Origin of the sequence: Sphingobacterium sp. UBA7038, from assembly GCF_002494055.1 — a bacterium.
Taxonomy (GTDB): Bacteria; Bacteroidota; Bacteroidia; order Sphingobacteriales; family Sphingobacteriaceae; genus Sphingobacterium; species Sphingobacterium multivorum.
Genome location: NZ_DLAV01000019.1, coordinates 105,184 through 126,573 on the forward strand (window position 1 = coordinate 105,184; position 21,390 = coordinate 126,573).

16 protein-coding genes are annotated in these 21,390 nt (G+C 41.2%); 5 read left to right on the top strand and 11 right to left on the bottom strand.

The window, feature by feature from the left end:
- Positions 1-10: 10 nt before the first annotated feature.
- From B3H30_RS13075 to B3H30_RS13115, 9 genes are all read right to left on the bottom strand, one after another.
- Positions 11-1,066 carry a cyanophycinase gene (locus tag B3H30_RS13075; protein WP_286834321.1) on the bottom strand — a complete coding sequence of 352 codons (1,056 nt, stop codon included), beginning with the start codon at positions 1,064-1,066 and terminating at the stop codon, positions 11-13.
- Between the two features lie 8 nt (positions 1,067-1,074).
- Entirely contained in the window at positions 1,075-2,496 is a 1,422-nt protein-coding gene (locus B3H30_RS13080; protein WP_070565880.1) for a RagB/SusD family nutrient uptake outer membrane protein, read from the bottom strand.
- A gap of 32 nt (positions 2,497-2,528) precedes the next feature.
- Complete coding sequence (locus B3H30_RS13085) at positions 2,529-5,678, bottom strand: SusC/RagA family TonB-linked outer membrane protein (protein WP_286834323.1); 3,150 nt, start codon at positions 5,676-5,678, stop codon at positions 2,529-2,531.
- Positions 5,679-5,825: 147 nt separating this feature from the next.
- The gene (locus B3H30_RS13090; protein ID WP_286834325.1) at positions 5,826-6,824 is read right to left on the bottom strand and encodes a mannose-1-phosphate guanylyltransferase; all 999 of its coding nucleotides are present in this window, start codon (positions 6,822-6,824) and stop codon (positions 5,826-5,828) included.
- On the bottom strand, positions 6,821-7,249 hold the full coding sequence (locus B3H30_RS13095; protein WP_112375284.1) for an adenylyltransferase/cytidyltransferase family protein: 429 nt from the start codon (positions 7,247-7,249) through the stop codon (positions 6,821-6,823). Before B3H30_RS13095 ends, B3H30_RS13090 begins: the two co-directional genes overlap by 4 nt.
- 87 nt (positions 7,250-7,336) lie before the next feature.
- Positions 7,337-7,777 carry an adenylyltransferase/cytidyltransferase family protein gene (locus tag B3H30_RS13100; protein WP_204990895.1) on the bottom strand — a complete coding sequence of 147 codons (441 nt, stop codon included), beginning with the start codon at positions 7,775-7,777 and terminating at the stop codon, positions 7,337-7,339.
- 73 nt (positions 7,778-7,850) lie between these two features.
- Positions 7,851-8,369, bottom strand: a complete 519-nt coding sequence (locus B3H30_RS13105) for a 3'-5' exonuclease (protein ID WP_286834328.1) — start codon at positions 8,367-8,369, stop codon at positions 7,851-7,853.
- An 85-nt stretch (positions 8,370-8,454) separates the two neighbouring features.
- Entirely contained in the window at positions 8,455-9,963 is a 1,509-nt protein-coding gene (locus tag B3H30_RS13110) for a S41 family peptidase (protein WP_286834330.1), read from the bottom strand.
- 191 nt (positions 9,964-10,154) lie between these two features.
- Positions 10,155-11,435 carry a replication-associated recombination protein A gene (locus tag B3H30_RS13115; RefSeq protein ID WP_286709926.1) on the bottom strand — a complete coding sequence of 427 codons (1,281 nt, stop codon included), beginning with the start codon at positions 11,433-11,435 and terminating at the stop codon, positions 10,155-10,157.
- Positions 11,436-11,749: 314 nt separating this feature from the next.
- Here B3H30_RS13115 and B3H30_RS13120 point away from each other — a divergent pair, with 314 nt between their 5' ends.
- From B3H30_RS13120 to B3H30_RS13130, 3 genes are all read left to right on the top strand, one after another.
- Positions 11,750-12,853 (top strand): tetratricopeptide repeat protein, encoded by a 1,104-nt coding sequence (locus B3H30_RS13120; RefSeq protein WP_286709927.1) that lies wholly within the window; start codon positions 11,750-11,752, stop codon positions 12,851-12,853.
- 208 nt (positions 12,854-13,061) lie between these two features.
- Positions 13,062-15,188 (top strand): carboxy terminal-processing peptidase, encoded by a 2,127-nt coding sequence (locus B3H30_RS13125; protein WP_286834333.1) that lies wholly within the window; start codon positions 13,062-13,064, stop codon positions 15,186-15,188.
- A gap of 255 nt (positions 15,189-15,443) precedes the next feature.
- Positions 15,444-16,274: a universal stress protein gene (locus B3H30_RS13130; RefSeq protein WP_286834335.1), complete on the top strand. Its 831-nt coding sequence runs from the start codon at positions 15,444-15,446 to the stop codon at positions 16,272-16,274.
- A gap of 144 nt (positions 16,275-16,418) precedes the next feature.
- Here B3H30_RS13130 and B3H30_RS13135 read toward each other — a convergent pair whose 3' ends face one another.
- Positions 16,419-16,826, bottom strand: a complete 408-nt coding sequence (locus B3H30_RS13135; protein WP_112375279.1) for a DoxX family protein — start codon at positions 16,824-16,826, stop codon at positions 16,419-16,421.
- A gap of 224 nt (positions 16,827-17,050) precedes the next feature.
- On the opposite strand from B3H30_RS13135, the gene B3H30_RS13140 reads away from it, so the two are divergent.
- Positions 17,051-17,881, top strand: coding sequence for a universal stress protein (locus B3H30_RS13140; RefSeq protein WP_075990521.1), 831 nt, complete (start codon positions 17,051-17,053; stop codon positions 17,879-17,881).
- 53 nt (positions 17,882-17,934) lie between these two features.
- Here the strand turns inward: B3H30_RS13140 and B3H30_RS13145 are convergent, their stop codons facing one another.
- Positions 17,935-18,837 carry a S66 peptidase family protein gene (locus B3H30_RS13145; protein ID WP_286834337.1) on the bottom strand — a complete coding sequence of 301 codons (903 nt, stop codon included), beginning with the start codon at positions 18,835-18,837 and terminating at the stop codon, positions 17,935-17,937.
- Between the two features lie 410 nt (positions 18,838-19,247).
- Here B3H30_RS13145 and metG point away from each other — a divergent pair, with 410 nt between their 5' ends.
- Positions 19,248-21,317: a methionine--tRNA ligase gene (gene metG / locus B3H30_RS13150; RefSeq protein WP_286834339.1), complete on the top strand. Its 2,070-nt coding sequence runs from the start codon at positions 19,248-19,250 to the stop codon at positions 21,315-21,317.
- Positions 21,318-21,390 lie beyond the last annotated feature (73 nt).

Below are 21,390 nucleotides of genomic sequence, written 5' to 3' on the forward strand. Positions count from 1 at the left end.
ATTACTTTTATTAACGAGCACGTTGACTCCAAACGCCATTTACAATCGACCACCAAAAGGGCTCTGCTCCGGCAGTAACCTGGGGTTCAAAAGTGAGCATATTGAATTTTGAACTACTGGTACCAGCCGAAATAGACCATACTTGAAGAGCTTTACCAGATTGATTCCACGTCACAGCTTGGTTCGATGCTAATATTTCAGGTTTTTTGGATGCATCTGCCTTAAAAAAGAAGGCTTTATTAGTCCCTAATATTTCTGCTACACCATTTTCATCAACACAAACTGCCGTACGCTCATCTACAGCAATGCCTCTTGCTGCAATTCCCCAATCTTTCATAATACGCGCCAAAAATACTGTGCTACGTCCTTCTCTGTTTCGTTGGGTAAAATGTTGGTCGGTAATGCAAGTCTGTAAAAAAGGCACTTTGAGGAAATCATCTTTACCTAAATTTACTTTCGGCGAATAAGGATTGGCAAGTGCCTCGGAAGATTCCAACGCGCCATACTCGGCACCAAAATAATAATTACCTAAAATAGCGGCACCGGCACTAGTTCCGCCCACAGGAATTTTCTTCTCGTTCAGCAAATAGTTGATCGCCGCCATCACCTTGGTTCCTTTCCAATACCCCACATAATCGGCTTGATCTCCTCCGGCAATAAATAACAATTCGGCATTGCGGATTACATGGGCTACAGCAGGATCATCCGCCAATTTACGGGAATCAATTTTTAGGGTTTCTACGGACTGCACAGCGCCTAGCGCCTTTATATAAGCGTTATAAGCATCCGTTCCCGTAGATCGCAATACCACAACATTACCGCCCCCGGAGCGCTCGATCATCCACTTCAATGCGGCATCCACGTCGGTGCCGCCCCCCATAATCACAATACCACTCTTGGTTGTGGTCTTCACATCTGTTGTATCGCCAATTATACCTATAGAAGCCGCACGCGAGGCTACCGGTTTTGGTTTAGGCGCATTCGGATCGAATGGGTTCGGCGTATTATCTTTGCTACAAGAAATGTAAAGTAGCACTGCGAACAACAAATAACCTGTCTTCTTCATCTTGTCTTCTATTTATCTCCGTAATTTGGATTTTGTTTCATATTCTTGTTCACTTTCATTTCGTCCAGCGGAATTGGAAAGCAATATTGTGCTGCTGTAGGCAATAACTTTAGCGCACCTGAGGTATTGACAGCATCTTGATTCGTACGCTCAACAGGAAGATTTCTACGCTTAAGATCAAAGAAACGATGTCCTTCATAAGCTAATTCTTTAAATCTTTCATTATAAATCGCTTGCAATAAGGTCGCCTTGTCGGTATAAACCTGGGAAATATAGTTACTAATCCGGGCAGCCCTGAGATCGTTAAGATCTTTTGATGCGGCGGACAAGGCCACCGCATCATTACTTACTTCGAGAGATGCCTCAGCCCGTATGAGATACATTTCACCTGTACGCAGCAATTTTATATCTGCCAGGCCCCGATTACCTGATTTATTGCCTTCATATTTTTGCACAGCATATTGCGATTTACCTGTCGGACGCGATGCATCGAAACGAATATAATTAACAAAGCGAACGTCTTCTGCACGCTGTATCGATGTACCAAACTGATCAATCAATTTAAAGGAGGGCGCATACAGTACTATATCGCCTGTTTCACGATAGAATGCTGCTCCTATGCGGGAATCACCTATGATGCGAGGTAATTTCCAAATCACTTCAGCTTGACTTTCATCTTTCCAGATTTTGGCAAAATCAGCTTTTGAAGCCAACGGCTCTCCTGCAATAGCCTCTGATGCAAAATTAAAAGCGTCATTCCAGCGCTTAGCATACAAAGATACGCGAGCCTGAATGGCAGAGATGGCAACTTTGCTGATCCGACTATTGTCTGAAAAACTTGCCGGAACAAGTTCCTTAGCTCGTTCAAGATCTGCAAATATATCTTCAAAATTGCTCTTTACAGTTGGTCGTGCCGGAGATATTACTTCGTATCTTTTCATATAAGGAATCCCCAACCCTTCGGGATCATAGGAGGAAGCATAGGCACGAAGAAGTTCGAAATGGCAATAAGCCCGCAACGCATAAAGCTCGCCCGCATATTGATCGCGAAGATTTTGATCTGATGCGACAACGGAGATATTGGGTAATGCTTCTAACACGCGATTGGCACGGGCAATAGGCATGTAAAAATCATAAAATGATGTGGTAACTGAACCAGATGACGAATCATAGATCCACCGATGCGAAGCTGTATTTGAAACGGTATTTTCAGTGGGTAACATGGCCTCGTCAGAAACGACAGCTACCGCCTCAATAAGGGATGAATTGAGGGGCGCGTAAGCCCCTAATACCCCCATATTGATATCTTCTAGATTACGAAAAGCCTTGCTGGCGTCGATATTGTCTGTCGGAGGTAAATCCAACTTATTACAGGATTGCATAAAACATCCGGCAATGACAATTAAAGTAATTATATTCTTGATGTACATAAGTGTCAAAATTTTATAAGTAGGCTGCTTTGCTAAAAATTAACATTGATTCCAGCAGTATATTTACGTGCATTAGGATATTCGAATCGACCATATTGTCGATTATTCTCAGGATCAAGACCACGCCATGTCGTCCATGTGAGCAGGTTTTGTCCCTGAACGAAAAGTGTAGCCGACTTAAAGACAGTCTTACCAAATATGGAAAGCGGCACATTATAATTTAGCTGCAAATTCCTTAAGCGCAAAAATGATGCATCTTGAACATCCTTCGAGGTAAAATTACGCGGGATATCAATGCGTTGCAATTCGGCGATATCACCAGGCTTCTTCCAGCGTTCGTACAGCATACGTTTACTCTGATTACTGGTCATATAGGCCTGATTTTCATTGTAAAAATCAATATTATTCCACCTATCTACACCGCTTACAAATGAGAATAGTGTACTAAGTGTAAAATCCTTCCAGCGGAGCGAACTTGTGATACCGCCCGTAAATTTAGGAAACAAATTAGCGGATAAAGGTACAGCTTGTCCTTCTGCATTATAGACATTGCTGATCGATCCATCCCGATTATAATACTGCGCTTCCCCACTAGCAGGATCTACACCTGCCCATCGCGTCGCATAATAAGTACCGTATGGAAGTCCCACCTTGATAATTCGCGTATCGCCTTCAGCTAACTCATCTAGTACATCGTTGACACGCAAAATTCTATTTTGATTATATGCCCCGTTCAAACCTATATTCCAAGTAAAATTTCTACTTTTTATAACATCGCCGTTCAGTGCAAACTCTATCCCTTTATTACCCATTTTTCCTGTACTCAAAGGAATTGTTTCTCCTGATCCTGCGCCAGCTGTAGCTGAAGGAGGTTGGTTGATAAACATATTTTTTGTCACCTTATCGTAGATATCCAAGGTAATATTAAGCCTTTTGCCCCGAAAAAGAGTCAAGTCTGCCCCAGCGTTAAACTCATCCACATATTCCCAATCAAAATCTGGATTGGAAAGATTGGAAGGCTTTATGGCTTGAAGTCCACCGTAGGTTTCAGTAACATCATAGAGCGACATATGATTGAAGGTTGAGCCAAGTGGACTGGCCGTCTGGCCGTAACTGGCTCTAAAACGTAATACAGGGATAAAATCATTATCATGTAAAAAGGCCTCTTGCTTCAAATCCCATGCAGCGCCCAAAGAATAAAAGCCATGCCAGCGATTTTTGAGCGGAACAGAAGCTAATGAAGCACCATCATACCGATAACTACCTGTTAGTGTATATTTATTATCATAGCTGTAACGGCCTGTCCCCATATAAGACAAGAGGGCACTTGCGTAACGACTACCCGATAAACGCGGTATGAAAGAGCTACTTACAGTAATGGATGCCGGCGACTCAGGAAGACGGTCGTCCAAACCATACCCTCGGTAACTGAAGGAGCGCGCGTTATTCTGTATGTATTCGAAAAAACCCGATACTTCAAACTCATGCGGACCAATCGTTTTTTGATAGGTGATCCCCGAGGTCGATACAAGATTATAATTTCTTCGGTAACCTTCGCCAAAAGATCCTTTTTTTCCAGATTGATTTTTACCAATATAAGATAGTGGATTGATAAAAACCTGATCTTCAGAATTTCTGAAATCTACTCCTGCCCGTGTGCTAATCTTCAAACCATCAAGGATTTCATAGGCCATATTTAACCCAAAAATCGATTTAAATTGGTTAGTTTTGTCTGACGTACCGAAAAGCACATCAACGCCGCGGCTACCTTCTCTCGTATCATAAAACGTTTGATAGGATTCGTCAACATGAAAAACCCCATCCGCTGTATAGGGATACTCATAAGGCAATGCATAATAAACGGAGGCCATCGGCGTACCTACACTAGTACCACCTTCGTTATAGGTGAAACGAGAGTTAGAATAACCTAAACTTAGATTTACCCCAGCAGTAAATCGGCCATAATTAAAGCTTGTATTGCTTCGTAACGTATATCTCTTCAGGCCTGTCTGTTTTACAATACCATCTTCGGTCCAGTAACTCAAGGAATTGTAGGTCTGGATATTTTCATTTCCTCCGCTGAGGCTTAATTGCTGCTCCATAAAATTGGCATCCTGGAAAAAAATATCGCGCCAATTAGTATTTACATGAGATAGACTGTCTAGTGCATGGTCGGCATCTTTTTGCCATGATGCCGGTTTAAGACCATAAGCCGGATTTTTAGGCGAAAGACTCCAGCCTGCACCAATGTTTCTACCTGTCTCCAAGCCTACCTCTTCTTCGAAACGAAGACGTTCCCTACTATCCATCATTTCGAAAGAGGGCTGTGTAAGAGTAGACACCCCGTATTGGGCGCCATAATTTATACTTAAAAGTCCTTTCTTGCCTTTTTTTGTCGTAATTAGAATAACGCCGTTAGAACCTCGGGATCCGTAGAGCGATTTGGCAGAAGCGTCTTTCAGCACATTGACATGTTCAATATCTTGGGGATTGATCGTCTGAAAATACCCAGCCTCTATTGGAACTCCGTCCAAAATGTACAAAGGAGTAGTGGTTCCATTGATTGATCCGACTCCTCTTATGACCACCGAGGCCGATTGTCCTGGCTGTCCCGAACTCGATATAACGCTCATTCCTGCCACCTTACCTTGCAGCACTTGATCGAGCGTACTCATCGGAACGTTATTAATATCTTTGGCATTAACTTGCGTTGTGGCACTTGGGCTCTTGCCTTTTTTATAATCCGTATATCCAGTGACGACTACTTCCCCAATCGTATTGCTATTTGCATCCAATACGATGGTCATTTGAATTCCCGATCCCACACGAACCACTTTCGTTAAAAAAGCAACATGAGATACCTCTAATTCTTCCCCATTATTCCCTTCAATCGAGAAGAATCCCTCTTCATTGGTCGATACAGTCCGATTGCTACCTTTTACACGTACTGAAGCGCCTATAACCGGACGACCCGAACCATCGACAACTGTTCCTGAAATTTTTGAAAAAGTTGCTTTACTCGAAATGGATAGGATATTAGGTTTAACATGGTGATTTAATTGCGTAGCGTTTGCCGAATCGGCTATCTTCAAAAGGAGTATCGCGGTCATGCCAATCTCCATAATACCTCTAATAGGTGGCCGTTTTATGCAGCTCTCTTTCCAATAAAAACTTAAAGACATATTTGGTTAGTATATAATAGAACCAAATATAGGTATTTTATATCAAAAAAGGCTCAAAACTCGGATGAGTTTTGAGCCTTTTTAATCGCTTCTAGCATAATATTATTCATCCAAATTTAATTCGGATGGGGAAAAGAGAATATTATACTAATCAATCAGTTTAGATTGGTGTCTTTCCAAGGTATTGTAGATTTTTTTAACATCTTGTGATTTTTCCTTCTGGAGCACCAAAACAGCGTCCTTAGTATAGACTAAAATCGCATTTTTAAGACCTACAAATGCAGTGTAAATATCGGTACCAATGACCATATTACCATTTTCATCAACAGGGTGCCCTGTAGTCTGAAGATAATCATACATGGATTCAAAGGATCCTAAATCAGACCACTCAAAAGCCGTCGCCACTACTCGAATTTTCTTTGAGCGTTCCATAACGGCGTAATCAACGGAGATGGATGGAATTTCTTTGGAAAGATCTAAATCTAGTTCACCTTCCTGGCGATGCTGCCATGCCGCCAGGGCGGTAGCATAAACCTTTGGCTCAAAAGTCTGTAATTCGGAAAGGAACGTATCTGCCCGAAAGCAAAACATCCCAGAGTTCCATAAAAAGTTTCCGCGTTCGATAAAATCCTCAGCAGTATCTTGATTGGGCTTTTCGCGAAACGACAATACTTTATCATCTTTGTACTCGATATAGCCATAACCTGTCTCTGGCCGTATTGGTTTGATACCAAAAGTAACAATATAGCCTTTATTTGCTTTTTCTATTCCTTCACCGATAGCGTCCTGATAAGCCTTATCACCGACTATAACATGGTCTGAAGGCGTTACGATCAAAATATCATCTGGCTGAGCTGCGAAAGCAGCAAAAGCAATAGCGGCAGCCGTATTTCGTGGAGTAGCTTCAACAATATCCGTATAGTCAATACCTTGAGTTTGCATCACTTCCTTACTTAAGTCATGATTGTCACGATTGCCAACAACAATAACCTGCCCGCATAGGGATTGATTTCGTTTGACAGTCATTTCAAAAAGAGAACCGTCTTTAAAAAGGGATAAGTACTGCTTAGGATAACTTTTACGAGAGAGTGGCCACAGACGGCTCCCGACTCCTCCGGTTAGAATGACGTGGATAATATTACTCATTTTATGTTTTTTTGTGCTTCTTTTTCGAATACTACCTTACGCAGCTGCGCGCTGGAAAAGCGATGTGTACGCTTATTATAATAAATATCTATTCCTTCCTCTATACAGTACTTTTTGCCTGAAAAATCCTTATCACGATATTCTTCGCCAATAATCCGGAGATTGATTGGCAAGGCTTTGATCATATCAATCAGATCCTGCTCAGTTTCATAAGGTATAATTTCGTCTACATAACGACAGCCTTCCAATTGAATATAGCGTTCTACGATAGTCTGCGTAGGTTTGGCTTTATCAGGAAAAAAATCAGAAGGATCTGTATTCAATCCAACAATCAAATAATCGCAATGCCGCTTTGCTTCTTCGAGCATCATAATATGGCCTGCATGCAACAAGTCAAATACACCAAATGTAATACCTATTTTCATTAAAAATAAACTTATTTGTCAGTTAAAATCAGCAGGGTTTCTTAAAAGAACCGGCTGTTTGCCTCAATATAAAATGTTGAAAATTGATTATTGTTCAGACTTTTCTGCAACAATACGACGCAGGCCCGAACTAGAAAAACGATGATCCCGACTATTAAAATAAAGTTGGATACCTTGCTCTTCACAGTATTGACGTCCAGTAAATTCTTTCTCCCGATATTCATCCCCAACAATACGCACATCGATCTTAAAAGAACGCAAAACATCTTCCAAATCTTGCTCCGTTGCATAAGGTACAATCTGGTCCACATACTTGCAGCCCTTGAGTTGGATATAGCGTTCCACGACGGTCTGTACAGGTTTATTTTTTTCTGGACGATCTAAGGTAGGGTCCGTCTGCAACCCACAAATCAAATAATCGCATTGGCGCTTGGCATCTTCAAGCATTTTGATATGACCAGCATGTAATAGATCGAATGCACTGAATGTAATGCCGACCCGAATCTCTTTTAAAGGTGTATTTATCATGTATGATTAATAATGTTTGTTAGCTAAACAGCAAAGTGTATGCCTAAACAACCTAGCAATCAAATATAATGACTTATTTATCTTGTTCCAACCGATGTCTCAAAAAAAGCTGTGCACATGCTCTGGCATCAGAAAGTGCCTCGTGATGATTAAGCGCTATTCCCATCACGTCACAACACGCATTGAGACGAGCTGGCTTAAAACCCTTGCTTTGATAAATTTTAAATGTACATTCCCACAGATTAGACAAACCTAAGCTCTCGTAAGACAAGTTATAGTATCCCATCGTCTTACGAAGTACATTTCGATCAAAAAGTTCATTATGAGCAACCATAATACGATTGGAAATTAGGGGCTTTATATCTTTAAAAAGCTCCTTAAATGTTGGCGCTTGAGCGGTATCACGAGGTTTAATCCCATGAACGCGGGTGGTTTGCCACATATATTGGTTTTGTGGTGGCTGGATCAGCGAATAAAACTCCTCGACAATAATCCCCTTTTCAACCACGACCAAACCTATTGCACAAGCTGAGTTTTGATTTGCAGTGGCAGTCTCAAAATCAATCGCTGTAAAACTTAAATCAACTTCCATTTCAATCTTCTTTCAATCAAACAAAGGTAAGAAAAAATGACAATCCAATATTATAACCCTTTATATACATCAAAGAAGGAAAGTTTTAACGTTTCTTGAACATGCCGCGCTCGGGACGGGGATTGACCAGCCCTTGGCTAATGCTTCTGCGGCTTTTGCTGCTCACAGTATTCAATGCAGCCTTAGTTGTGATACCGGGCAAAGCATCATTCAATGCCGTAGCCAGCATCGTCTCCTTTTTATCACCAAAGTCGACAAAAACATAATCATCAACATTACTTTTATCGGGACTAAGTCCGTCCCAATACTCAGATACACCTTTTGAATTGCGGAGCATAAAGGATACTGGCCAAAAGGAGACTTTATTACGAATCACTTCTTCAAAAAATCCTACAGGCTTACCGTAGGTTCGGCTACCCGAAGCGATCACCTCGACGGTCAGATGTGGTTTGAGCACATTGATCAACATCTCTGCCGCTGAGGCAGTACCTTCGCTCACAAGAAAGTAAACTTTAGTCAGATTGAGACTACTGCTCCCACTGAAATAGGTATTTGCAAATTCCTTGCTGAGCTGTGCATCATTTTTGATGTAATCGTTTACATCATAGGTCAACATCAATCGCTTATCCGCACCGATGGTTCCAGCGATTTTATCGGCAACATACACGGAGGATTCGACGTAACCTCCTCCATTGTAACGCAGATCAACAATCAGGCTCTTGATACCGGCAGTTTGAAACTTCGTAAAGGCATCGTCCATATTCTTTTTGTTGGTCGCACTGCTGCCAATCTCTTCAAACGAAGACAGGGCCAAATAACCAACACTACTGCCATTGTAGGTGTAGACCTCATCTTTATAAATTGGATTGATCGTATAACCATTGGCGTAAGTAAGATCTTCGCTCATCGTTGTCCCGTCCTGATGTTTAACCTGCAGTTTAAGTGTACCCGCGTCCAAGGCTGCATTCAGTTTGTTCATCATCTTGTCCCGAGCACTGGCATCATCAATGCTGCAGCCAGTAGCTGTACAGGTAACAGCAATGGAATAGTCGGAATCGCCGTTGACAGCTGTAATAAAATCAGACCGTCTGAAACCCGCTTTTTGGGCAGGCGATCCGCCCTCGACAAAATAGATGATAGGCTGTGCTGTCTTCCCATCTTCAGTTCCCAATTGCACATAGATGCCATACCCGTCGTTCGTATCCATTTTAAGCCTGCCCGAAGCCGTTGTTCCGGTATTATAACCATCTAGCCCCAACATATAGGAAAACCGGTCCAATACACCGCCTGAATAAGAAGCATGTGCTGGAGTCATCTTCTTCAATGCGTCAAGCACCAAATCTGCTGAGCCATATTTATCGGTGAATTGAGAAGGATCACTGGTATAATCAGGAATGGATTTGTCCCAAAGTGAATATAACTTATAATACTTATAGATATCATCCTTGATCAGCTGCGCTTCGGTACGCTTCACTGGTTCGGGTTCAGGCTCAGGCTCAGGTTTAGGGGTATCCTTTTTGCAAGAAAAGACAAAAAGTCCAGTCAGTGCTAGGATAGCCAGACGTCCTGTTTGTTTTAAAGGCGCTAAGTTCATAGTTGAAACATTTGTAAAACAAACATAAATAATTTAAGTTGATCCGCAATAAAAAAACACGCTGACCATGGGGAGTGCCAGCGTGTTTACTACCTATTGAAAAACGTTATGATAACAAGCAAAGGTACGAGATAGTTTTAAAAAAAATTAAAAAATACCTGCTAAGGCTGTTTTTTTTCAAACATATTGATTTAATATTTATATTTCTCCTTCCATTTGTCCCGGAGACTTTGTCTTAGTTTTTCCTCCTGCAAATTTTGTCCGGGCTCATACAATTTGACGCCACTGATTTCTTTGGGAAGAAATTCCTGAACAACAAAATTCCCAGGATAGGCATGTGCATATTTGTATTCGGCCCCATAATTTAAGTCCTTCATCAATTTGGTCGGCGCATTGCGGATATGCAGCGGTACAGACAGATCACCAGTTTGTTTCACCAAGGCCTGCGCTTTATTGATTGCTTCATAGGAAGCGTTGCTTTTAACTGAAGTCGCCAGATAGATCACCGTTTGCGACAGAATGATACGTGATTCGGGCCACCCAATAACATTGACAGCCTGAAAACAATTGTTGGCCAATAACAGGGCATTGGGGTTGGCATTGCCAATATCCTCAGAAGCCAAAATCAACAACCTTCGTGCAATAAAGGACGGATCCTCCCCCCCTTCGATCATCCGTGCAAGCCAATAGACTGCGGCATTCGGATCAGACCCACGGATGGATTTAATAAAAGCCGAAATAATATCGTAATGCTGTTCACCCGCTTTATCATAAATGGCCATATTTTGCTGTACCTGTTTCAGGACAAAGGCATTTGTAATTGGCTCTTTGTGCAATACTGCCGCATTGACAACCAGCTCGAGTACATTTAACAATTTACGTGCGTCGCCACCAGACAGCCGCAACAAGGCCTCATATTCTTCGACAACAATTGCCTGTTTCTGTAAATATTCGTCTTCATGTAATGCTTTTTGGATCAATCCAATAAGATCTTCTTCCGAAAGATGTTCCAATACATAGACTTGGCAACGCGAGAGCAATGCGGAGATAACTTCAAACGAGGGGTTTTCTGTTGTTGCACCAATAAGTGTCACCAGCCCACGTTCAACAGCCCCTAAAAGTGAATCTTGCTGCGACTTGGAAAAACGGTGAATCTCATCAATAAATAAAATGGGTTGATCCTGGTTGAAGTTCATCAGCCGTTCAGCTTTTTCAATCACTTCACGAATATCTTTCACCCCGGCCTGAATCGCACTTAATGAAAAGAACGGCCTGTCGAGTTCTCTTGCGATCAGCAAGGCCAAACTTGTTTTTCCGACCCCCGGAGGGCCCCACAGAATCATGGATGGTATATTTTTTTGCTGGATCGCATGGTAGAGTACTGCATCTGGACCTACAATATGTTGTTGTCCTACATAATCGCTCAATTGCCGCGGTCTAAGTCGTTCTGCTAATGGAATTCGTGTCGCCATAACACAAAGTTAAAAATTAAACGGCACAGCAACTAAATATTTTAGCTTTATTCATCCAAACTTTTCGATGAAGAGTTCTGCAAAGCGATAAGCATCAAGCTTTCACACGCATAGTTTTGAGGGTCATCATTCGCCGTTCGCTATTACTTTAACATTTTTTCACACAATTTTTCGTCATATTTGCGCTATGATATATGTAAATTGCTTTTGGCAGCGCATAACCGACCGTACAGGTTTATCGAATGAAGGAGTAGATTGCTCAAATATGTCCTTTAGCTAAATTTATGTAGACGTTAATAATAACGTAATATTTTATGAGAATGACAAAATACTGGATTGCTATAGTTACCGCTTTGACTGCATTCATGAATATACCATGTCAGGTAATCGCACAGGATGCCGCCAAAGATTATACTGGCGCAATAAAACAATACGATGCTTCCTTTAAAGGTATCGGTCCAGAGGTCTATTTTTTACCACCTCCAAAAACGGCCAATGAAATACTAGCAGACAATTATGCAGACAAGAAGTCTTTCAGCAAAGAAATTGCTAGGCAGCTTCTGCTCCAGCGACTGTTATTGCAACTGCGGAGCACCAATAACGTGGACCATTTTAAATATTTGATGAACCCCATGCCCACTGCGGCAAAGAGCTGGGATAGTGCTATAGAGAGGCAAATAAAAGCTGAAAACTGGATTGCTGGCTATGCGCTTGCCAATGAAGCAGCCCTATTTTCAATTAAAAATAACGATAGCAGCAATGCCTCAAAATTTCTATATCAGGCGCTTTCCTTGGCAAATCGTACCGATAACAGGGATGATATTGCTACCATTAATATGAACATCAGCAATTTCCAGCTGTATCGTGGAGACTTTGTACGTGCTGAAGAGAGCGCACAAAATTATCATACCTATGCCATGAAGAGCAAAAGCTATGCAGACCAAGCCAACGCCTGGCTTCTAATTGCTATGGCACGAGCCGGTCAGGGAAATTATAAAACTGCCGAAAACAATATTATCCGCAGTGCGATCCCTTTACTCAATAAGGCCAAAGCCTATGAGGGGAAGATTTTTGCATGGGAAATGCTTGCTGAAATTTATTTTAAGCAAGATAAATTTACCGAGGCTCAGTGGTTTCTGCTACAGGCCCGCGACTTGGCCAATGCAAAAAAACTAAATAGCGAGCTCGCTGAAATCGAATACTTGCTGGCCTCATCCAAGCAAAAAGATGGTAATTATAAGGTGGCGATCAAAGAATTTGTGCAAGCGGCAGAACTCGCTTCAGATGAAAATAATAAACAACTGTCGCTGGCTATATTGGACAAACTTGGTGAAGTATATCTTGTGCTAAAAGATTATCCATCTGCTGATCAGACCTACAAAGCCTATACGCAGTTAAAAAATGAATTGTACAATTGAAACATTTAAAACAATCTATCCCTTCTAGTGGTCTGTTGAAAGAGCCGTCTACAAAGAGATTTTAAGCTTTTTGTAAATATTGAAGGATAAATCAAATAAATTTTTAGATTCTGCGATAATGTGCTACGAATTTCACTAAATTTAGCACGCTTATCAATAAGAGCTGAATATTTTTTAAATAAAAATGATTATTAAAACCGTCGAAAATATGTTTAGGAAACTCATATTTGCACTTTTTGTTGTATCCATTGTTTCTTGTGGTTCAAAACCACGGGTAGCACTTCCTGATGATGGAGGGCTTAAACCAAGCACACAACATCAAATTATCGCTAAAGAAGTCTCTGGATTATTGGAAAATGCGAGCTACAAAAAGGTCAAAATGAATGATTCGATATCGGGCATCATATACGATAATCTGATCAAAAGTTTGGATCAAGGAAAAAATTACTTGCTTCAATCGGATATTGATGAATTTCAAGCGTACAGAAACAATCTTGCGCAGGATATCAAAAATGGGGATCTTTCTGCGGCATTCCATATTTTTAATGTCTATTCGAAGAGATACCTGGACAGAATGCAATATGCGCTTTCAGAAATCGATAAGAAACAGGATTATACCAAGGACGAGTATTACCAACCTAACCGTGAAAAACTAGGCTGGTTCAAAACCGCAAACGAGGCCAACGACCAATGGCGCAAACGCGTAAAATACGATCTGCTCAACTTGGAAACCGCGAGTGGCAAGTCTACCGACAGTGCGAAGACCAAACAGGTGGAAACACTAAAGAAACGCTATGTCAATTTGATCTCACAGGCCAAGAAAACAAATGCAAACGATGCCTTTCAGGTGGTCATGCAAGCATTGACAGATGCTGTTGACCCGCATACCTCTTATTTTAATCCATCCTTTGCACAGGCATTCAATGAAGGAATGGCCAATACGTTTGAAGGAATTGGCGCTCGGCTCATGATAGACAATGAAGCCATAAGTATCAACGAAATTATCCCGGGTGGACCAATATTCAAAGACAAAAGCATTCATGTCAACGACAAAATCATTGCGGTAGCCCAAGGAAAAGATGGTGAATTTGAAGATATTATTGGCTGGAGACTTGATGCTGCTGTAGCAAAAATCAAAGGGCCAAAAGGAACAATTGTTCGCCTTAAAATTATACCTGCTGGTCAGCCCATGAACTCTCATCCGCGCATTGTATCTTTAGTACGTGAGAAAATCGTCGTTGAAGAAGAATCTGCGAAGAAAGAGATCATGAACGTCAAAGGTGCCGATGGAAAAATGTACAAAGTGGGTATCATCAATATTCCGAAGTTCTACATGGATTTTGACGCTTACAGAAGACGCGATCCAAACTATAAGAGCACAACAAGGGACGTTAGGTTAATCTTAGATACCTTGAAACAAGAAAAAGTAGATGCTGTGGTCATCGACTTGCGATTCAATGGTGGTGGATCCTTACCGGAAGCCATTGATTTAACAGGTTTATTTATCGATAAAGGTCCTGTTGTACAAGTAAGAGACACAAAGAATAACATCGACGTCGAAGAAGATAAAAACGCAGGCGTATTCTGGGATGGTCCATTGGGCATCATGATCAACCGTTTCTCGGCTTCGGCTTCTGAAATCTTTGCCGGTGCTATCCAAGATTATGGCAGAGGTATCATTTTAGGCTCTCAAAGTTATGGTAAAGGAACCGTGCAATCGGCAATTGATATGTCACGTGTTATCAGTCCGACCAGCCGCCTGTTGTTAAAAGCGTCAGGAGAAAAAGATCCGGATACCCCAGAAGGTGCACCGCAATATGGACAGATCAACATCACATTGGGTAAATTCTACCGTGTAAATGGCAGCAGCACGCAACATAAAGGTGTTACACCTGATATCGTATTCCCGTCTCAATTCTCTGCAGAGAAATTTGGCGAGAGCTCCGAAAAATCAGCACTTCCTTGGGATCAAATCAAATCGAGCAACTTCAAGAAAGTAGCAGATTTAAGTGCTGTTGACAAAAAATTAGAAACACTGCATGAGGCACGCATTAAAAACTCGCTTGAATATAAATATCTGAAAGAGGATATCGAAGAAGCTCAAAAAGATGAGGATGTGAAAATTTCATTGGAGCTAAACAAATTCAAGAAAGAGAAAGATGACAACCTCAAGAAAAATAGAGACCGCATCAACGCTTTGTTGAAATTGCAGGGTAAACCAGCTTGGGAGGAAGGTAAGTCCCAACCTAAAATCGATCTTGACTTTGTGAAAGATGAAAGTGCCAAAGTGATGACCGATTATATCATCAACTTTGGAACAAAAAAACCGTTGTAATTTCAACGTTTCAAAAGCTAGAAAATGAAAGGCAACCGTAACTGCGGTTGCCTTTTTCTATGACCCTCATCACAATAGGGAGAGTTTAACATTAAATTCACGTTTTCTTTGTAACTTATCGCTACATTCATTGTTTTAGTAATATACCGGTACTGCTTAAAGTCCGAATGATTCCCATAGCTCATACGCTAAAGATTTTGCAGGACAGGATGCACCAACCAGGTTATAGAAGTTAAACGTATAAAAAAGAACATCATGAAACGTATCCTCCTGTTAACTGACTTTTCAGAAAATGCTCTTCTGGCAGCACAACAAGTAGCCCTATGTACAGAAGCCTGGAAAACGCAAAAGGTTATTATCTACCATACGTACAACAGTGTTACCATTGTCAATAACGAACCTATTGTCATTGTTAATGATGAGGTAAAAGAGGCCAAAGAGAAAGAACTGACAGCATGGTTTGACCAAATTAGATTATTGTTCCCTCCACAAGTGGAACTAACACATCAGATGGAAGATGTTGATCTGCCATTGGGAGTCAATGACATGTGTAAATCGCACGACATTGACCTTGTCGCATTGGGTATCACCGGACAAACAGGTTTTGCTAAGATCTTGGTCGGAAGTAATGCTATTACACTGATGGACATCTGCATTAAGCCCATGCTTATCGTTTCCCATAAGGTAAATCCTGCCGTCCCCAAAAATGTGTTGGCGACAACCGATCTGAAGGAGGTAGACAGAAAGCTGGATTCATTCAATTTAGATCAGGTGTTAGATACGTTCAATGCACAATTGTATGTGTTGAATGTTGCTAAAAAAGAAGGTTCAGCCGCACACTTGGCACAGGAATTAAAGCACCTCCATGAACGCCTAGATAAATATCATCCGATTTATGACTACATCAGCCATGATGATATTGCACTAGGTATTGAAGAATATGCCAAAGAGAAACATATTGATCTCATACTTTCATTCCATAAAAAGCAAGGACTATTAGCGAGCCTATTCAAAACAAGCATTTCTAAAAAAATAGCCTGGAATGGCGCGGCCAACTTATTGGTTATTCCCATGGATAGATCGTAGAAATCTGTGCTTTGTACATATCCACAGCGATGGACTCCTTGTCCAATAGACAAATTATACGACAAAAACGCCGCAATGTATGCTAAATTGCGGCGTTTTTGTCGTATCGTTGTTCCTCCGGGAAATCTCTTCCCGAGAAATCTCTTATTTCTTGTCAACCGAATGTTTACCCGGCCCAATAAGGATAAGTCCTAAAAACACAAAGCAAAGCTCAATCGCATGTGATGCACCAGCGATACCATCTCCTTTAGAAAGATGCATTAATCCAGCGATGACCATCGTAAATGCAAGCAATAATGCCGCTGGTCGGAAAAAGAGCCCCAACAGTAAAAATAGCCCCCCAACAGTTTCGGTAGCAGCAGCCATAAAGCCCCAAAAAGTAGGCATAAAATGAATACCAATATTACCCATTGATTTTCCGACACCTGCCCAGAGCTCAGGACCGCCCTGCAATTTGGGCAGACCATGCATGATCATCATCACCCCAAGTCCAACACGCAAGACCAAAAGTCCCGTATCCCTATATTTACCCAATGAATTCCAAATTGCCATAAAAAACGTTTAATTTATTAAAACTTGAATTACCGATCTCCCTAAATTAATGAAATTATTTAAATTGAACAGCTCACCGTACTCACCATAATAAATAAAGCTATTGCATTTATAATACTTAATGCGTAATTTGATGACGATAGACCCGATTATAATGCTTTGGAACGGCTAAGACAGCGTAAAAGACCTTAGCCACGGATTATGGATCAACAAATAACTAAAGGATGAAAAACCTACTCTTGTTAACAGACTTTTCGGACAATGCCTATGCTGCTGCTCGATATGCCGCACAATTAGCTCCACTTTGGGGCATTGAAAAGGTTGTCCTATACCACACATACGAAGTAATCCCTACCGTAGGTACTGAACCTGTTGTCATCAGCAATTCAGAAATCTTGGAAGAAAAACAAAAGGACCTCAATACCTGGCAACAGGAACTGATGTTGCTTTTTCCTGAGGGCATTGCCTGGAAATCAGTTCTTGAAGAATATGAACTGAGCTATGGCGTAAACCGTACCTGTGCTGAGGAGGACATTGACCTTGTTATCGTCGGAACTGCAGGTAAAAGCGGCCTAAAGAAACTGCTTCTTGGAAGCAATACCCTCAAGCTGATCGAAAATTGTCACACACCATTACTGGTGGTCCCCGCACGAGCAGAATTTCGGGTACCCAAAAAAATGTTAATCGCCACCAATCTCAAAGAGGTAAAACTAAAATTAAACCGTCTTTTGGTTAATGCGTCCGAAGTATTACGGAAAAGTGAGGTCTATGTCGTCCATGTGACTAAAGAAGATCCTGCAAATAAGGCGGTAAATGCCGAAATAAAAACCATGCAGGATTTACTGGCGCCTTATCATCCCATCTATAGTTATATCCTCAACGCAGACATTGCTGCAGGGATCAACCAATACATCAACGAAAATCATATCGACATGATGGTCACTTTCCATCGGGACAAGGGCTTATTAAGTCGAATTTTCAATACGAGCATTGCGCAAAAGATGGCCTGGAAGAGTCAGGCTGCCATGATGGTCATCCCTGTACATTCGGGATAATCAATAAACGGGATAATCAATAAATAAAACAACGAGATTCTGTTCAGCTTCCCCTACAAATAGGTTAACTGAACAGAATCAGCTGTAGTCTGCAATTTTACTTTTCGCCCAAATACCAGGGCGTGATTATCATCAATATGCCCGGCAGGATAGCCAAATGCTACCGGAAAATCATATTCTTTAACTATATCCCACACAATTTCCTCCACACGCTGCCCAAAAGCAGGATCATTGTCTTTCATCGCAGAAAAGCCACCTACAATTAGACCATTCAATTTTTTTAATTTCCCCGCGCGCTTCAATGCCCTTAGCATTCTGTCTACGGAATAATAGGCTTCACCGACATCCTCTATAAATAAAACTTTATTCTTGTAATTGACATCCGAATTAGAAGCAAGTACAGATAGTAAGATTGCTAAATTTCCACCGACCAATTTTCCTTCGCCTTTACCCGCACGATTGGGGAATAACGTTTGCTCGTAGGCAAAATCCATATTATGACCAAACAATGCATTTTTTAACGTTTCCAACGATGCTTTTGTGCCCGTTTCAAAAGACTTTGGCATCTGTCCATGTATTGTTGCAATTTTATAGTTCCGTTGAATATGACTATGCAATACGGTAATATCGCTAAAACCCACCAACCATTTGGGATCTTTTTCAAAGCTCGAAAAATCTATCTGATCGACAATACGAACACAACCGTAACCTCCGCGCGCGGCAAAAACCGCTTTAATCGACGGATCATCCAGTGCCCACTGCAGATCGGCAGCGCGTAAATTGTCATCTCCGGCAAATTGATGAAACGATGCCCCAACAGTCTTCCCAATGACAACCTCCAGCCCCCAACTCTCTAATGTTTTTATGCCAACATCAATAGATCCACGTATAAAACTCGCAGGACAAACAATAGCGACTTTATCGCCTTCTTTCAGAAAATCAGGAATTTTGGACATATTTTTTTATCGCTAATGATCAAACAAAACCTTCATGGCTTCGAAGACACCAACAGCTATGCAAGCGAACTGAAGAATCTTTCTGGCCAATAACATCAAACACTTTCAAAAAAAAGGACCTCTACATTGCAAAGTCCGATTAGAAATATACTTGATATATGGTGCTTATATGTACAAATAAACGTAAATTTATCTAAGTTTTCTACCGCTATGTTGAATAATATTTCTACGATAACAAGAGGTTAAAAAGCAGCGTATTTTAATCAAGTTGCCGTAATCGCAGAAATTAGCCAAAACAAGAATTCAAGAATAAATTGTTCGATATGACATGCATTTATATTGCATATAAACAGCAATTTATCTAAGTTTGCCAAAGGAAACAAGTACACACTTTAATATACTTTCAAGCATTGAGTATTCTAGATAAAAAACGTTATACCATCACATCGGCATTACCTTATGCCAATGGTCCTTTACATATTGGACACCTTGCCGGAGCTTATATCCCAGGGGATATCTTTGTCCGTTATCTGCGTCTAAATCAAAAAGATGTAGTCTATGTATGTGGTTCAGATGAGCATGGTGCGGCGATTACCATCCGTGCAAAAAAAGAGGGCATCACCCCACAGCAAATCATTGACAAATACAACAAACAAATCAAAGAAAGCTTTGAAGAGTTTGGTATCTCTTTCGATATCTATCACCGTACATCGGAGCCCATACATCACCAGTTATCGCAAGATTTCTTCTTGAACCTTTACAATAAAGGTGAATTTGTCGAGAAATTTTCGGAGCAGTATTACGATGAGGAATACCATCAGTTTTTGGCTGACCGCTATATTACGGGAACTTGTCCAAATTGTAAGTCCGAAGGAGCCTATGGTGACCAATGTGAGAAATGTGGAACATCACTTAGCCCAACAGATCTGATCAACCCGATTTCAACATTGAGCGGAAAGACACCGGTTTTGAAAGAAACAAAACATTGGTATCTTCCATTGGACAAATACCAGCCTTGGCTTGAAAAATGGCTGATCGAAGGAAAGAAAAATATCCTGAAGTCCAACGTTTTTGGCCAATGTCAATCGTGGCTTAAATCCGGTTTACAGCCGCGTTCAATGACAAGAGATCTGGACTGGGGTGTTGATGTGCCTTTGGCTGAAGCAGCGGGTAAAAAACTCTATGTTTGGTTAGATGCGCCTATAGGTTATATCTCAGCAACAAAACAATGGGCTTTGGATCATGGTAAAAACTGGGAAGACTATTGGAAAACCCATGAAAACCCAGCAGACGATTCTACGCTGATCCATTTTATTGGAAAAGATAATATTGTTTTCCACTGCATTATTTTCCCGGCGATTCTTCATGCACACGGTGACTATATTTTACCAGAAAATATTCCAGCCAACGAATTCCTGAACCTGGAAGGCGATAAGCTGTCCACTTCTCGAAACCATGCGGTTTGGTTGCATGAGTATCTACAGGAATTCCCTGACAAACAGGATGAACTGCGTTATGTCTTAACTTCGATATTACCGGAGACATCGGATGCGGAGTTTACCTGGAAAGATTTCCAAGCTCGGATCAACAATGAGCTGGTTGCCATTTTTGGAAACTTTGTCAACCGCGTCTTGGTACTTTCCCACAAATATTTTGATGGCAAGGTATTGAACGGTTCGCCACTAACAGCTGTAGACCAAGCGGTACTGGATGAATTAAAAACATACCCTACTTCGATCAAATCGTCTTTGGAGCAATTCCGCTTCCGTGAGGCATTGGCAGAATTTATGAATGTAGCTCGTCTGGGCAATAAATACCTTGCCGATGAAGAGCCATGGAAAATCATTAAAACAGATGAGGAACGTGTCAAAACAATCCTAAATGTAGCGGCACAGATCGTTGCCAATCTTGCCGTTCTTGCACAGCCCTTTTTACCGAAAACAGCGATCAAATTATTTGAAATGCTTAATTTTCCACAAGGGAACTGGAACGACGCAGGTTCAGATGCTTTGATCCAAGCTGGACACCAATTGGGTGAAGTGCAATTGTTATTTGACAAAATAACCGATGAACAAGTCGACTTCCAACTAAACAAACTTGCTGAAGCAAAAGCAAAAAATCTAGCTGATAATGCAAAAGTTGCTCCTGCGAAAGAAAACATTAGCTTCGATGATTTTGTTAAAATGGATATCCGCGTTGGAACTATTGCAGCCGCTGAAAAAGTTGCCAAAACCAAGAAATTGTTAAAACTGACGATAGACACCGGCTTAGATACACGCACGGTCGTTTCGGGTATCGCAGAGTTCTTCAGTCCTGAGGAAATCGTAGGCCGTCAGGTATCTATTTTGGTTAACCTTGAACCTCGTGAAATCAAAGGAATTATGTCACAAGGAATGATCCTGATGGCAGAAGATGCTGACGGTCGATTGGATTTTGTCAAACCGGATACAACAATTAAAGTAGGAAGTACGGTACGTTAATATAAAACCGGTATTTCTTTTATACAAAAAGCCTGTTCGTATGAACAGGCTTTTTTTTTCATCTCGACGGGAC

Bases quoted from the DNA above. Each gene is read 5' to 3' on its own strand.
- B3H30_RS13075 (WP_286834321.1), bottom strand. From the start codon at position 1,066: ATGAAGAAGACAGGTTATTTGTTGTTCGCAGTGCTACTTTACATTTCT.
- B3H30_RS13080 (WP_070565880.1), bottom strand. From the start codon at position 2,496: ATGTACATCAAGAATATAATTACTTTAATTGTCATTGCCGGATGTTTT.
- B3H30_RS13085 (WP_286834323.1), bottom strand. From the start codon at position 5,678: ATGTCTTTAAGTTTTTATTGGAAAGAGAGCTGCATAAAACGGCCACCT.
- B3H30_RS13090 (WP_286834325.1), bottom strand. From the start codon at position 6,824: ATGAGTAATATTATCCACGTCATTCTAACCGGAGGAGTCGGGAGCCGT.
- B3H30_RS13095 (WP_112375284.1), bottom strand. From the start codon at position 7,249: ATGAAAATAGGTATTACATTTGGTGTATTTGACTTGTTGCATGCAGGC.
- B3H30_RS13100 (WP_204990895.1), bottom strand. From the start codon at position 7,777: ATGATAAATACACCTTTAAAAGAGATTCGGGTCGGCATTACATTCAGT.
- B3H30_RS13105 (WP_286834328.1), bottom strand. From the start codon at position 8,369: ATGGAAGTTGATTTAAGTTTTACAGCGATTGATTTTGAGACTGCCACT.
- B3H30_RS13110 (WP_286834330.1), bottom strand. From the start codon at position 9,963: ATGAACTTAGCGCCTTTAAAACAAACAGGACGTCTGGCTATCCTAGCA.
- B3H30_RS13115 (WP_286709926.1), bottom strand. From the start codon at position 11,435: ATGGCGACACGAATTCCATTAGCAGAACGACTTAGACCGCGGCAATTG.
- B3H30_RS13120 (WP_286709927.1), top strand. From the start codon at position 11,750: ATGAGAATGACAAAATACTGGATTGCTATAGTTACCGCTTTGACTGCA.
- B3H30_RS13125 (WP_286834333.1), top strand. From the start codon at position 13,062: ATGTTTAGGAAACTCATATTTGCACTTTTTGTTGTATCCATTGTTTCT.
- B3H30_RS13130 (WP_286834335.1), top strand. From the start codon at position 15,444: ATGAAACGTATCCTCCTGTTAACTGACTTTTCAGAAAATGCTCTTCTG.
- B3H30_RS13135 (WP_112375279.1), bottom strand. From the start codon at position 16,826: ATGGCAATTTGGAATTCATTGGGTAAATATAGGGATACGGGACTTTTG.
- B3H30_RS13140 (WP_075990521.1), top strand. From the start codon at position 17,051: ATGAAAAACCTACTCTTGTTAACAGACTTTTCGGACAATGCCTATGCT.
- B3H30_RS13145 (WP_286834337.1), bottom strand. From the start codon at position 18,837: ATGTCCAAAATTCCTGATTTTCTGAAAGAAGGCGATAAAGTCGCTATT.